13 protein-coding genes are annotated in these 13,852 nt (G+C 67.4%); 12 read left to right on the top strand and 1 reads right to left on the bottom strand.

Annotated features, from left to right (window positions below):
- The first annotated feature begins 152 nt into the window (after window positions 1-152).
- The 10 genes from EJL01_RS03440 (at window position 153) to mfd (ending at window position 11,035) form a co-directional block, all read left to right on the top strand.
- Window positions 153-758 carry a 50S ribosomal protein L25/general stress protein Ctc gene (locus EJL01_RS03440; RefSeq protein ID WP_125106296.1) on the top strand — a complete coding sequence of 202 codons (606 nt, stop codon included), beginning with the start codon at window positions 153-155 and terminating at the stop codon, window positions 756-758.
- The gene (gene pth, locus EJL01_RS03435) at window positions 758-1,345 is read left to right on the top strand and encodes an aminoacyl-tRNA hydrolase (protein ID WP_125106295.1); all 588 of its coding nucleotides are present in this window, start codon (window positions 758-760) and stop codon (window positions 1,343-1,345) included. The genes EJL01_RS03440 and pth overlap by 1 nt, the downstream gene beginning before the upstream one ends.
- Before the next feature lie 3 nt (window positions 1,346-1,348).
- On the top strand, window positions 1,349-1,786 hold the full coding sequence (gene dtd / locus EJL01_RS03430; protein ID WP_125106294.1) for a D-aminoacyl-tRNA deacylase: 438 nt from the start codon (window positions 1,349-1,351) through the stop codon (window positions 1,784-1,786).
- 61 nt (window positions 1,787-1,847) lie between these two features.
- On the top strand, window positions 1,848-2,585 hold the full coding sequence (locus EJL01_RS03425) for a lytic transglycosylase domain-containing protein (RefSeq protein ID WP_125106293.1): 738 nt from the start codon (window positions 1,848-1,850) through the stop codon (window positions 2,583-2,585).
- Window positions 2,586-2,682: 97 nt separating this feature from the next.
- Window positions 2,683-3,762 (top strand): ABC transporter ATP-binding protein, encoded by a 1,080-nt coding sequence (locus tag EJL01_RS03420; protein WP_125106292.1) that lies wholly within the window; start codon window positions 2,683-2,685, stop codon window positions 3,760-3,762.
- A 126-nt stretch (window positions 3,763-3,888) separates the two neighbouring features.
- Window positions 3,889-5,151, top strand: coding sequence for an ABC transporter substrate-binding protein (locus EJL01_RS03415; RefSeq protein WP_125106291.1), 1,263 nt, complete (start codon window positions 3,889-3,891; stop codon window positions 5,149-5,151).
- An 85-nt stretch (window positions 5,152-5,236) separates the two neighbouring features.
- The gene (locus EJL01_RS03410; protein ID WP_125106290.1) at window positions 5,237-6,310 is read left to right on the top strand and encodes a carbohydrate ABC transporter permease; all 1,074 of its coding nucleotides are present in this window, start codon (window positions 5,237-5,239) and stop codon (window positions 6,308-6,310) included.
- 25 nt (window positions 6,311-6,335) lie between these two features.
- Window positions 6,336-7,181, top strand: coding sequence for a carbohydrate ABC transporter permease (locus EJL01_RS03405; RefSeq protein ID WP_164509780.1), 846 nt, complete (start codon window positions 6,336-6,338; stop codon window positions 7,179-7,181).
- On the top strand, window positions 7,181-7,387 hold the full coding sequence (locus EJL01_RS03400) for a hypothetical protein (protein WP_125106289.1): 207 nt from the start codon (window positions 7,181-7,183) through the stop codon (window positions 7,385-7,387). The genes EJL01_RS03405 and EJL01_RS03400 overlap by 1 nt, the downstream gene beginning before the upstream one ends.
- A 48-nt stretch (window positions 7,388-7,435) precedes the next feature.
- On the top strand, window positions 7,436-11,035 hold the full coding sequence (mfd, locus tag EJL01_RS03395; protein ID WP_125106288.1) for a transcription-repair coupling factor: 3,600 nt from the start codon (window positions 7,436-7,438) through the stop codon (window positions 11,033-11,035).
- A 214-nt stretch (window positions 11,036-11,249) separates the two neighbouring features.
- Here the strand turns inward: mfd and EJL01_RS03390 are convergent, their stop codons facing one another.
- Window positions 11,250-11,756 carry a hypothetical protein gene (locus EJL01_RS03390; RefSeq protein ID WP_125106287.1) on the bottom strand — a complete coding sequence of 169 codons (507 nt, stop codon included), beginning with the start codon at window positions 11,754-11,756 and terminating at the stop codon, window positions 11,250-11,252.
- A gap of 28 nt (window positions 11,757-11,784) precedes the next feature.
- Between EJL01_RS03390 and EJL01_RS03385 the strand changes: the two genes are divergently transcribed.
- Together EJL01_RS03385 and hisS are read left to right on the top strand one after the other, a co-directional pair.
- Window positions 11,785-12,444 carry a nucleoside triphosphate pyrophosphohydrolase gene (locus EJL01_RS03385; protein WP_125106286.1) on the top strand — a complete coding sequence of 220 codons (660 nt, stop codon included), beginning with the start codon at window positions 11,785-11,787 and terminating at the stop codon, window positions 12,442-12,444.
- Window positions 12,445-12,453: 9 nt separating this feature from the next.
- Window positions 12,454-13,743 (top strand): histidine--tRNA ligase, encoded by a 1,290-nt coding sequence (gene hisS / locus EJL01_RS03380; RefSeq protein ID WP_125106285.1) that lies wholly within the window; start codon window positions 12,454-12,456, stop codon window positions 13,741-13,743.
- Window positions 13,744-13,852: the final 109 nt, after the last annotated feature.

Below are 13,852 nucleotides of genomic sequence, written 5' to 3'. Positions count from 1 at the left end.
CTGTCGACGGGCCGCCGCCAGGCTGCTAAACTTGGTCGCTGTACTTCGGCGAGGGGCGCATCCGTGCCCGTTATCGACGCGGTCGAGTGGCTCACCTTGCGTGGGCGGCCACGAGTTCGTGTTCTCACCGCTGTCACACGAAAGGAAATCTCATGGCTGACGCCACCGACCGCCTCCCGGCGAAGCACCGTACCGAGTTCGGTAAGGGTGCCGCGCGCAAGATCCGCGCCAACAACGAAATCCCCGCCGTCATCTACGGTCACGGCACCGAGCCGAACCACATCACGTTGCCCGGTCACGAGACCATGCTGCTGCTGCGCAAGGCAAACGCGCTCATCGACCTCGACATCGAGGGCACCTCGCAGCTCGCGCTGGTGAAGGACGTTCAGCGCGACCCGGTTCGCCAGATCATCGAGCACGTCGACCTCATCATCGTTCGCCGCGGCGAGCGCGTCGAGGTCGAGGTGCCCGTGCACGCCCTCGGCGAGCCCGCACCGGGCGCTATCGTCATCCAGGACGCCAACACGATCCTGGTGTCGGCTGAGGCGACCCGCATTCCCGAGCGCATCGAGGTCAGCGTCGAGGGCCTTGAGATTGGCACCACCGTCATTGAGAAGGACGTTGCGCTGCCCGAGGGCGTCAAGCTCGTTGATGAGGAGAGCGAGCTCGCCCTCTTCTCGATCCAGGAACCGCAGGTCGAGGTTGAGCCTGACGAGGACGCCGAGGGCGAAGAGGCAGCTGCCGAGGACGCCGAGTAGTGGCGTCCGACGCGTGGCTCGTCATCGGTCTCGGGAATCCCGGCGACCGCTACCGAGCCACGCGTCACAACGTCGGCCACATGGTGGTTGACGAACTCGCCGCGCGGGTTGGCGCTTCGTTCAAGCGCCACCCGCGGGCGACCGCCCTCGTCGCCGAGGGCCGCACCGAACCCGGCGGGCCGAAGCTCGTGCTCGCGAAGTCGACCGGGTTCATGAACACTTCGGGCGGGCCCGTCTCGCAGCTCGTCCAGTACTTCGGCATTGACCCCGAGCGCGTCATCGTCGTGCACGACGAACTCGACATCGAGTTCGACAGCGTGCGACTCAAGGGCGGCGGCGGCCATGGCGGCCACAACGGGTTGCGCGACATCTCGTCGGCCATCGGCGCCGACTATCTTCGTGTGCGCGTCGGGATCGGCCGGCCTCCCGGCCGCCAAGACCCGGCCGACTACGTATTGCGCCCCTTCTCAAGCGACGAGCGCGACAACCTGCCGGTGCTCGTGGCCGACGCGGCCGACGCCGTCGAACTGCTCGTGCAGCGTGGCCTCGTCGACGCCCAGCAGGTCGTCCACTCGCGAGGCAAGTAGCGGATGCGCGCGGTCGTCACCCGTTGCAGCTCGGCCAGCGTCGAGGTCGCTGGCGATACCGTCGGTGAACTCCCACGCCCTGGCTTGCTCGCCCTGGTCGGCGTCACGCACGGAGATGATCTCGACGACGTCGCCAAGCTCGTGCGCAAGATTGCCGAGCTGCGCATCCTTGCCGACGAGCGCAGTGCGCTTGACCTCGACGCGCCCGTGCTCGTCGTGAGCCAGTTCACGCTCTACGGGGATGCGCGCAAGGGCCGCCGACCCGACTGGTCGAAGGCTGCGCCAGGCCCGGTTTCGGAGCCGCTCATCGATGCGCTGGTCGAGGGCCTCGCCGCTCGCGGCCTCCACGTCGAGACAGGTCGCTTCGGCGCGATGATGCGCGTACACAGCGTGAACGAGGGGCCGTTCACGATCCTGCTCGATACCGCCGAGATTGCGTAGCAACCGGGTTTCGCTCGCCCCGACCGCCCAGCCGACCGACGACGAGTCAGGAACTCCGCCGATGCGACCCTCCACGCCACGCTCTCGCCGGTTCGTGGCGCCCCTTGCGGCGCTCGCCGCGGCGATTATTCTGAGCGGCTGCGCCGGCGAGTCCGAACCTTCCTTCACCGAGCGCGGCTACCCGACCGCGCCGGCGCAGGAACTGCCCGAGGCGGCGAGCACCGACGCGGATGTGCCCCTCGTGGAGCTCGTAGACGCCGATTGGCTCGCCACGACGGCCGAGCGTACCAACATCGACCCGCGCGTCGTCGCGGCGTATGCGGGCGCCTCGATCCGTGTCGCGCAAACGACGCCCGGTTGCGGCATCGGCTGGAACACCCTCGCCGGCATCGGCCGTGTCGAGTCGCACCACGGCACCATCTACGGCAGCGAGGTCGCCGAGAACGGCAGCATCGATCCACCGATTATTGGCATTCCACTCGACGGCACGAACGGTACCCTCGCGGTTCCCGACACCGAGGGTGGCACCATCGACACCGACACCGAGTGGGATCGCGCGGTCGGACCCATGCAGTTCATCCCCTCGACCTGGGCGCAGTTCGGGCAGGACGCGAACCTCGACGGCACGGCCGACCCGAATCAGCTCGACGATGCCGTGCTTACGGCGGCCGTCTACCTCTGCGACCGGAGCGGCGAGCTCGTCAGCGACAACGGCTGGAACACCGCGGTTTCGGCGTACAACCTGCCCGTCGAGTACGCGCGCGATGTCGCCGCGTACGCGCGAATGTATGCCGAGTAGTTCGGCGACGGCTGCGGTGCACAGCCGGTGTGGTTAGGATCCAAGCATCCCTTCACTCGGATCGTCTGGCGCGTACCCGCCAGGAAGGACACCAACGATGGCATCCGTAACATTCGATCACGTGTCGCTGCAGTACCCGGGCGGCGAGCGCCCCGCGGTGAGCGACCTCAACCTCGAGATTGAGGACGGCGAGTTCCTCGTCCTCGTCGGCCCCTCCGGCTGCGGCAAATCCACGACGCTCCGGATGCTCGCGGGGCTCGAACAGGTGACCGCAGGCTCCGTGCTCATCGGCGGCGACGACGTCACTGAGAAGGATCCGAAAGACCGCGACATCGCGATGGTCTTCCAAAATTACGCGCTCTACCCCCACATGACGGTCGCCGACAACATGGGTTTCGCCCTCAAGCTCGCAGGCACGCCGAAGGCCGAGATTCGCAGGCGCGTCGAAGAGGCCGCGGGGCTGCTCGATCTCTCCGAGTTTCTCGACCGTAAGCCGAAGGCGCTCTCGGGCGGTCAACGCCAGCGCGTCGCGATGGGGCGCGCCATCGTGCGCTCACCGCAGGTGTTCTGCATGGACGAGCCGCTTTCCAACCTCGATGCAAAACTGCGGGTGCAGACCCGCTCGCACATTGCGAGCCTGCAGCGCCGTCTCGGGGTCACGACCGTGTACGTCACGCACGACCAGGTCGAGGCGATGACGATGGGCGACCGCGTCGCCGTGCTCAACGATGGCGTGCTGCAGCAGGTCGACACCCCCCGCGAGCTGTACAACCACCCGAACAATGTGTTCGTGGCCGGCTTTGTCGGCTCGCCGGCAATGAACCTCATCGAGACGACGGTCGAATCAGGCGGCGCCGTGCGCCTCGGCGACATTCCCGTGCCGACCCGTGACGGCGTCGTGAGGCCCGGGCAGCGCGTCACCGTCGGCATCCGCCCCGAACACCTGCGATTCTCCGAGTCCGAGGGCTTCGGTTTCGAGGTCGACCTCGTCGAAGAGCTTGGTTCGGACGCCTACATCTACGGCCGCGCCGAGTTGCCGGGCGAGCCCCTCGTTGTCGCGCGGCACGAGGACGACACGCCGCCGAGCAAGGGCGCCGCGTTCCGGCTCAGTGCCCGCAGCGAGCAGTTTCACCTGTTCGACACTGACTCTGGGCAGCGCATCGAACGCGGAGTGTGACGCGCTCGCAAAGATTGCACCGCAGTTGTCGGTACACCGTGCAAGACTGAAGATGGGCTCGTCGCCGACGCCGGGCACCACCATACACAACCGAACACACGCTGAAGAAATGTAAGGGAGCAATTCATGAAGCGAAAGTTCAGTGCGGTCGCCGTCACCGCAGTAGCTGGGTTAGTTCTTGCAGGATGCACTGCTGGGGGTGGCGGCAGCGGCGCCGAAAGTTCGGGCCTCGACTCGCGCGGCCCGATCTCATTCGCGATGGGTTCAAACGACTCAGCGAAGCTCGAGCCGATAATTGAGGCGTGGAACGCCGACCACCCCGACGAGGAAGTCACGCTCGTTGAGTTGCCACAAGAGGCGAACGGGCAGCGCGACACGCTCGTGCAGTCGCTGCAGGCCAAGAGCGGCGACTACGACGTCATGGCGCTCGACGTCACCTGGACCGCCGAGTTCGCAGCCCAGGGCTGGTTGCAGCCGCTCGATGGCGACCTGCAGCTCGACACGTCGAACCTGCTGCCCGCCACCGTCGACTCGGCCACCTACATGGACACGCTGTACGCGGCGCCGCAGAACACGAACGCGCAGCTCATGTTCTACCGCACCGACATCGTGGACGAGGCGCCGGCGACATGGGACGAACTGCTGTCGTACCGCGACGCGGCCGATGCCGAGGACCTCGACCTGCTCATCATGCAGCTGAAGAATTACGAGGGGCTCACGGTGCAGACCACGCAGGCCATCAACTCGTGGGGCGGCTCGGTTGTTGACGCCGATGGCAAGACGCCGACGGTGGACAGCGACGAGGCGAAGGCCGGCATCCAGGCGCTCGCCGAGGCGTACGCGAACGGCGACATCCCGAAGGGCGCGAACGGCTACACCGAGGAGCAGACAAACCTCGAGTTCCTCGAGGGAAACGCGGTGTTCGCGTACAACTGGCCGTACATGTACGACACGGCGACGAGCGAGGATTCGTCGCAGGTGAAGGACAAGTTCGACGTTGCCGCGATCGTTGGGCCCGACGGCCCGGGCGCATCCACGCTCGGTGGCTACAACAACGGCATTAACGTCTACTCCGAGAACAAGGCGACGGCGTTCGACTTCGTGCAGTTCATTCTGTCGGAAGAGAACCAGCGTGGCTTCGCCGAGCAGTCGTTCCCGCCGGTGCTCGCGTCGATCTACGAGGACGAGTCGCTGATCGAGCAGTTCCCGTACCTGCCCGCCCTGAAGGATGCGCTCGACAACGCGCAGCCGCGCCCCGTCACGCCGTTCTACGCGGCCGTGTCGAAGGCCATTGCCGACAATGCCTACGCGGCGATTGTCGAGGGCCAAGATCTCGATCAGGCCGTGAGCGATATGTCATCGGCCATCACCTCGAGCACCTCGGGCTAGGGATGTGCGGCGCCGGGCTCGATGCGGGCCCCGGCGCCGCCCTCCGCAGCGGCAATTCTCAGGACTCGATGGTGAGGGATGGGACATGAGTAGCGCGACCACCGAATATTCGAGCAAGGATGCGACGCCGAAGCAGCGTCGCTGGCGCACCGACAATAGGTCGGCCATTTGGTTAATTGCGCCGGCGCTGATCGTGCTCGCGATCGTGATCGGGTACCCGATCATCAGCGCTATCGTCCAGTCGTTCAACCAGGACCGCACCTACGACGCCGAGACGGGCTTCTTCCAGGAGGGCGGTTTCGCAGGCTTCGCGAACTACGCGCACTGGATTCTTCAGGATTGCGGCGGGGGAGTGAACTCCTGCCCGCCGGGCACGACGGGCTCGCAGTTCTGGCAATCCATCGGCGTCACGTTCTTCCTCACGGTCGTCACGGTGTCGCTCGAAGTCATCATCGGCTTCGGCATGGCGATCATCATGGGCCGCAACATCGTCGGGCGTGGCCTGCTCCGCGCGGCGGTGCTCGTGCCGTGGGCCATCCCGACCGCCGTCACGGCGAAGCTCTGGGCGTTCATCTTCGCGCCCCAGGGCATCATCAACTCGCTCACCGGTCTCGACTTGCAATGGACGACTGGCACGTGGGAGTTGCTGTCGGCCGTCATCGTCGCCGACGTCTGGAAGACGACGCCGTTCGTCGCCCTGCTCATTCTCGCTGGCCTGCAGCTCATCCCGAAGGATGTCTACGAGGCGGCCCGCATCGACGGGGCGACGAAGTGGCAACAGTTCACGCAAATCACGATGCCGCTCGTACGCCCCGCGCTGATGGTCGCGGTGCTGTTCCGCCTGCTCGACGCCCTGCGCATGTACGACCTGCCGGCGATCATGCAGGGCAACACCTCGGGCGCCGCAACGACGATGTCACTGTTGGTCACCGCCACGATGCGCGAGAACGAATACAACAACGCCTCGGCGCTGTCGACGATCGTCTTCCTCATCATCTTCGCCTGCGCGTTCATCATGGTGAAGGTGCTCGGCGCGAACGCGGTGGCCCAGACGCAGCCGGCGCGCCAGCTCACGACGGGCGCGCCGGGCCGCAAGCGCCGTGGCCCACTCCAGACCGAACCGCTGTCGACCCGCGCGGTCACGACGAAGGAGAAGTGACGTGACTCCAACCGACTCCTCGCAGGTGATTCAGCGCAAGCCCCGCCGCGGTGAGGGCTGGGGCAGCTACCTCAGCGGCGCGATTATCGTGATCTGGTGCCTGCTGCCGTTCTACTGGATGATGGTCGTTGCCTTCCGCGATGTGAGCCACACCTTCGACACCACCCCGTGGCCGACGTACCTCACGCTCGACAACTTCGCGGCGGCCCTCGACGCCTCGGGCGGCAACAACCTGCTGCGGTCGATCGGCAACTCGCTGCTCATCTCCGGCGTCACGACGGTGGTCGCGGTCGTGCTTGGTGTGACGGTGTCGTATGCGCTCGCCCGGCTCAACTTCTCGGGCAAGAGTTTCGTGACCGGTATCATCCTCGCCGCTTCGATGTTCCCGGGCATCGCGCTCGTGACGCCGTTGTTCCAGCTGTTCACGAACATTTCCTGGCTCGGCACCTATCAGGCCCTGATAATCCCGAACATCTCGTTCGCGCTGCCGCTCACGATCTACACGCTCACCTCGTTCCTCCACGACCTCCCCTGGGAACTCGAGGAGGCGGCGCGGGTTGACGGGGCGACCCGTGGTCAGGCGTTTACCCGGGTCATTCTGCCGCTCGCGGCGCCCGCGGTGTTCACGACGGCGATCCTCGCGTTCATCGCGACCTGGAACGAATACCTGCTCGCGAGCCAGCTCTCGCGGCCCAACGTCGAGCCGGTTACCGTCGCGATCGCGCGCTTCGCGGGCGCGAACCCCTACATTCAGCCCTATGCGGCGATCATGGCCGCCGGCACGATCGTGACCGTGCCGCTCGTGATCCTCGTGCTCATCCTGCAGCGGCGCATCGTGGCCGGCCTCACCGCGGGCGGGGTGAAGAGCTGATGCCCCGCAATACGCAGGTGCAGCGCAATCAGCTGCAACTCTGGCTCGGCTTCGTGAGTTTCTTCGCGTTCATGGCGGTGTTCTCGGTCGCCGCATGCCTCGTCATGCGCATCCCGCTCGACCCGCTCGGCACGCTGATGGCCGTGGCGCTGCTCGCGCTGGTGGCTGTGCTCTACCGCCGCTACCGGCGGCTCGGCCGCGAATAGCGGCAGCTGCCAGTGTCCCGCGCGGGGTGCGGGCCTAGAATGGGCTGAGTGAGCCTCCACGGATTCCTCGTCGCCGCGGGCGACAACGCAAGCTTGAACAAGGCGGTCTCGCAGAGCCGCGTCGACACCGATTTCACGGTGGGCGACGGGTTGCGGGCGCCCCTGTTGGCGAGCCTGCTTGAGCGCCGCGCCACAGTTCGCTCGGCCGCCTCGATGCTCGCGATCACAGCGACGAGCCGCGAGGCCGAGCAATACGCATCCGATCTGCGGGCATTTTTGCCCGACGCAACCATCGTCGAATTCCCGGCCTGGGAGACCCTGCCGCACGAGCGGCTGAGCCCGTCGGCCGACACGACCGGGCGACGGCTCGCGGCGATGGGCCAGCTCGCGCAATGGCGCGAAAACCCGACCGCGCCGTTCATCCTCTTCGCCTCCGTGCGCGCGGCACTGCAGCCGCTGCTGCCGGGGCTCGACCATGCGGCGACGATGCACCTCGCGGTCGGCAGTCGCGGCCACGACCTGGATGGGCTCGCGGCGACGCTCGTGTCGCTCGCGTACCAGCGTGTCGACATGGTTACCCGCCGCGGCGAGTTCGCGGTGCGCGGTGGCATTCTCGACGTGTTCCCGCCCGACGCCGCCCAGGCGGTGCGCATCGACTTCTTCGGCGACGAGGTCGACGAGATTCGACCGTTCGCGGTCTCCGACCAGCGATCGTACGACGAGGCCTTCGACTCCGTTGTGCTCTCGCCGAGCCGCGAGCTGCTGCTCACCGACGATGTGCGGGCGCGTGCCCGTGAGATGCAGGGCGAATTCCCCGCGATCGAGACCATGCTCGAGAAGATTGCCGAGGGCATCCCGGTGGAAGGGATGGAGTCGCTCGCGCCCGCGCTCGTGCCCGACCTCGTGCCGATCACCGCGTACCTGCCCGAGGATGCGGCGATCGCCGTGCTCGCGCCCGAGCGCGTCGCGAATCGGGCGAAGGACCTCCGAGAGACGAACCACGAGTTCCTCGAGGCCGCGTGGTCGGCCGCGACGGCCGGCGCCGAAGCCCCGATCGACCTGACGAGCGGCGACTTCCTGTCGATGCGCGAACTGCAGGCGACGAAGGGGGAGCGCACCTGGTGGACGCTCTCGCCGTTCGGCAACGAAGATGACGGCAACGTCGTGGTGCCCTCGGAATCGGTGCCGAACTTCGCTGGCAACGCGGAGGGGGCGATCGAGCACACGATCGCGCTGCTGCGCGACGGCTGGCGTGTCATCATGGCCGCGAACGGGCCGGGCCTCGTCGAGCGCGCGCAGCAGGTGCTCGCCGAGCATGAGGCGGCCGGACGAATGGTGACAGAGCTGCCCGACGAGTTCGAGCCGGGCGTGGCCTACCTCGTGCAGGCGCCCCTCACCGCCGGCGTGCAGCTGCCCGACGAGCGCCTCGCGCTGCTCACCGAGTCCGACTTCTACGGGCGCGCGGTTGGCTACAACACGACGCGGCCGAAGAAGCTCGCGCGTCGCCGGGCGAACGCGGTGGTCGACCCCCTGCAGCTCAAGGCCGGCGACATCGTCGTGCACGACCAGCACGGCATCGGCCGCTTCCTGCGGCTCGAGCAGCGAGAGATTCCCGTGCCCGGCCGCCCGAATCAGCGGTCTACCCGCGAGTACCTCGTGATCGAATACGCGCCGTCGAAGCGCGGACACCCGGGCGACAAACTGCTCGTGCCGACCGACCAACTCTCGCAGCTGAGTCGCTACGTCGGTGGCGAAGACCCTGCGCTGTCGAAGATGGGCGGCAGCGACTGGGCGCAGACGAAGTCGAAGGCGCGCAAGGCGACGCGCGATATCGCCGTGGGTCTCGTCAACCTCTACTCGGCGCGGGTCGCGTCGAAGGGCCACGCCTTCGGCCCGGACACCCCGTGGCAGCATGAGTTTGAGGAGGCATTCCCGTACGCCGAGACGGCCGACCAGCTCACCGTCATCGACGAGGTGAAGCACGATATGGAGCGCGAGATGCCGATGGACCGGCTGCTCTCGGGCGACGTCGGCTTCGGCAAGACCGAGGTGGCGGTGCGGGCCGCGTTCAAGGCGGTGCAGGACGGCAAGCAGGTGGTCATGCTCGTGCCGACGACGCTGCTCGTGCGTCAGCACCTCGAGACCTTTACCGAGCGCATGGCGGGTTTCCCTGTGCAGGTGCGCGGCGTGAGCCGTTTCCAGAAGCCTCGCGAGATTGACGAGACGCAGCAAGGTCTGCGCGACGGCTCGGTTGACATCGTCATCGGCACCCACCGCCTGCTGTCGGAGTCGTTCAGCTATCACGACCTCGGGCTCGTGATCGTCGATGAGGAGCAGCGCTTCGGTGTCGAGCACAAAGAGAAGCTGAAGCAGCTCAAGACGAACGTCGACGTGCTCTCGATGAGTGCGACGCCGATTCCGCGCACGCTCGAGATGGCGGTGACGGGCATTCGCGAGATGTCGACGCTGGCGACGCCGCCGGAGGACCGCCACCCGATCCTCACGTACGTGGGAGGCCGCAGCGACAAGCAGGTCACGGCCGCGATCCGGCGCGAGTTGCTGCGCGAGGGCCAGGTGTTCTACGTGCACAACCGCACCGCATCCATCAACCGGGTTGCGGCGCACCTCGCCGAGCTTGTGCCCGAGGCCCGCATCGCGGTCGCTCACGGCCGCATGAGCGAGGCGAGCCTCGAGCAGGTCATCGTCGACTTCTGGGAGCGGAAGTTTGACGTGCTCGTGACGACGACGATCGTCGAAACCGGCCTCGACATTCCGAACGCGAACACGCTCATCATTGATGACGCCGAGCGCTACGGCCTGAGCCAGTTGCACCAGCTGCGCGGTCGCGTCGGTCGTGGCCGAGAGCGCGCCTACGCATACTTCCTCTACGACGCGAACAAGCCCCTCACCGAGACGGCCCACGACCGACTCGAGACGATCGCCGCGAACAACGAGCTCGGCTCGGGCATGCAGGTGGCGCTGAAGGACCTCGAGATTCGCGGTGCCGGCAACCTGCTCGGCGGCGAGCAGTCGGGGCATATCGCGGGCGTCGGCTTCGACCTCTACCTGCGGATGATCGGCGAGGCCGTCGACGCGTTTAAGGGCGAGGCGCCTGAGCAGCACACCGAGCTGCGGATGGAGCTGCCGGTCGATGCGCGGATTCCCGAGGACTACATTGCGTCGGAGCGGCTGCGCCTTGAGGCGTACCAGAAGCTGTCGTCGGCGGCCTCGGCGGCGGCGCGACTCGGGCAGATCGATCTCGTGATCGACGAGCTCAAGGACCGCTATGGCGAACTGCCGGCCGAGGTCGAGACGCTCGTTGCCGTGTCGCGCATCCGCCGAATGGCCGTGCGGCTGCAGCTCAGCGAGCTCGCCGCCGTCGGGCGCGTGCTGCGCATCACGCCGGTTACGCTGGCCGATTCGAAGCAGATTCGACTTCGGCGCATGTACCCCGAGGCGAAGTATCAAGAGGCGAACCACCTGCTGATGCTGCCGCTCCCCGGCGGCAAGCGCATCGGCGAGCCGCTCAGCGACGGCGAGTTCCTCGACTGGATCCGCGGCGTCTTCCTCGCGCTCTTCGACGCGAAGCCCGAAGACGACGTCGCCCCGAGCGACGAGGCCGAGTCGGCGGCGAAGGGCAAGCCGTAGGCGGGTCGCGGCATCCCGGCGTGTCGACCCCATCCGTGCCGCCGCTGGATGCAGTTTTCTACGATCGATGCGGCCATCACCGTCGCTCTCCGAGAAAACCGCAGCGATTGGGCGACGCTGGCGTCGGTTCTGGGCCCCAGCGATGCGGTTTTCTACCAGGGATGCGCGTGTCGAGTCGCGCTGCGAGTAACGGCACCGCGTCGCGAACCACGCGCTAGAGGTCCTCGACCGGACCCGAGCTCGACGACATGAGTACGGCCGGGACCGCCGACGCGAGGCCCGGCGCGAACACGAGGCCGACGGTGATCGCGATCGTGCGTGGGAACGCGAACTCGTCGCCGGCGCCGCTGTACGTGGGTGACGCGTTGCCAATCCAGACATCGACGGCAAGCCAGATCAGGCCCACGAGCACGACCGCCAGGATGAACATCCCGAGCACCCAGCCGAACGAGGTCGTGACGCGCTTGGCCCAGCCCGTGCGCAGCTGCTCCGCGTGCTGGCGCGCGCGGCTGCGGCGCACGAGCAGAATCGAGTCGGCGATGCCCGTGGCGATCCACGTGAACACCGGCACGATCGCGACGAGCACGGGGTAGAGCAGGCCCGAATCGTCGGCGCCGGTGACCTCGACCCAGTGCTGCCCCGAGACCGCGGCGGCCGTGATGAGCGACGCCACCGCGGTGATCAGCCAGACTTGCCAGGGCACCGGGCGGAGTTTCTGCATGTGGTCAAGGGTAACTAGCCTTGAGCGCATGACGAGTGAGGCCATGCAGCAGTTGATCGCAACGGTGGAGCGATTTCGCGGCGACGGCGGCTGCGCCTGGTTCGAGGCACAGACGCATCGCTCGCTCGTGAAGTACCTCGTCGAAGAGACTGCCGAACTCGTCGACGCGATCGAGGCGGGCGACGATACCGAAATCCGCGAGGAGCTCGGCGACGTGTTGTTCCAGGTGCTCTTCCATGCAAACATCGCGGCCGACCGCGGCGCCTTCACCCTCGACGACGTCGCCGACGAGCAACGCGACAAGCTGGTGCGACGCAACCCGCACGTCTTCGGGCCGACGCCGACGCGCGACATCGACGAGATCATCCGTATGTGGGAGGAAGCGAAAGCGATCGAGAAGCGCGACCGCACCTCGGTGCTCCATGGCATTGCCCGTTCGATGCCAGCCCTCGCGCTCGCCGAGAAGGTGCTCGGTCGGGGCACGAGCGTGGATGCGCAGCTCGCGGCGCCGCTCGACGGCAACGAGGATGCGGCCGAGGCCGCGTTCGGTGACGAACTATTGGCGACTATCGAGGTGGCCCGCAGTGAGGGAATTGACGCGGAACGCGCGCTGCGCGGCGCCGTCCGCCGACTCGAAGGTCGAATTCGCGACGCGGAAGCGTCACAGTCGGCCGACGCGGCTACGTAAACTGGAGCAATGGCCACTCAGATCAATCCGCCGCGCGGTATGCGCGACTTCCTGCCCGCCGACAAGCGCCGTCGTGAGCGCGTGCTCGCGACCATTCGCGAGGTGTACGGCGAACATGGATTTGACGAGATTGAGACGCCGGTGGTTGAGGACTCCGAGCGGCTGCACTCGGGCATGGGCGGCGACAACGAGAAGCTCTCGTTCGCGATCATGCGCCGCGGGCTCGGCGCCGACGATCTGGCCGCGGCCGCGGCAGCGGGCGACCCGCTCGAGCTGAGCGACCTCGGCCTGCGGTTCGACCTCACGGTGCCGCTCGCGCGCTACACCGCGTCGCACCGCGGCGAACTGCCCAGCGTGTTCCGTGCGCTGCAGATCGGCGCCGTCTGGCGCGCCGAGCGCCCGCAGAAGGGCCGCTACCGCCAGTTCGTGCAGTGCGACATTGACATCCTCGGCGAGCCGGGGCTGCTTGCGGAGGCCGAGCTGCTCGTCGCCGGGGGCGACGCCCTGCACCGACTCGGGCTGAGCGACTGCACGATCCGTGTCAACGACCGCCGCTTGCTCAACGAGCTGCTCGACTGGTGCGGTTTCGGCGCCGACGAGGCGCCCGCGGCACTCATTACCGTCGACAAGCTCGACAAGATCGGCGTCGAAGGCGTCGTTGCGGAGCTCGCCGAAACGAACGCGGCTGCGGCCGAACGAATCCGTGAGGCGCTCGAGGGATGGGCGCCCCAGCTCGAGCGCGGACTCGACCTCGCGCACGTGCTCGACTCGCTTCCGGCGGAGCTCGCGGCCCGCGAGGGCGCCAAGCTCGCGGCAAGCTCGCTTGCCGAGCTCGCCGAGGCGGTCGCGGCCGGCGGCGGCAAGCTGCCGCTCGTGTTCGACCCGACGCTCGTGCGCGGCATGGGCTACTACACCGGCACGATCTTCGAGGTGGCGCACCCGGCGTCGGGCTCGTCGGTCGGCGGCGGTGGTCGCTACGACGGCATGATCGGACGCTTCCTCGGCACGGATGTGCCCGCGTGCGGCTTCTCGATTGGCTTCGAGCGCATCGTCGACCTCGTCGCCGAGCAAGAGGGCGCCGCTGGCGAGGCGGTGCTCGTGCTCGTCGACAAGCGCCTCCCAATCGACGCGCAATTGCGCATCAAGCGCGAGCTCGCGCAGCCCGGCCGCCGTGTGCGGCTCGAGCGCCGCCCGAAGAACGTGCGCAATCTGCTCGAGCGCGCCGTCAACGAGGGCTTCACCCACGTCGCGCACGCCCACGCCGACGGTGAACCCCCCACGCTCGAACCCCTCGCCTAGCCGCACCCGCCCGACGGCGCGGCAGCTGCCCGCCGCTTCGGGGGTTGAGTGGTCGTTTTTTGTAGTGCTGGCACCGCCAGCACTACAAAAAACGACCACTCAACCCCCA

The sequence above is a fragment of the Gulosibacter massiliensis genome (assembly GCF_900626105.1).
Lineage (GTDB): Bacteria > Actinomycetota > Actinomycetes > Actinomycetales > Microbacteriaceae > Gulosibacter > Gulosibacter sediminis.
Note: the sequence above shows the minus strand (reverse complement) of the source record. Positions and strands in the feature narration are given on the sequence as shown.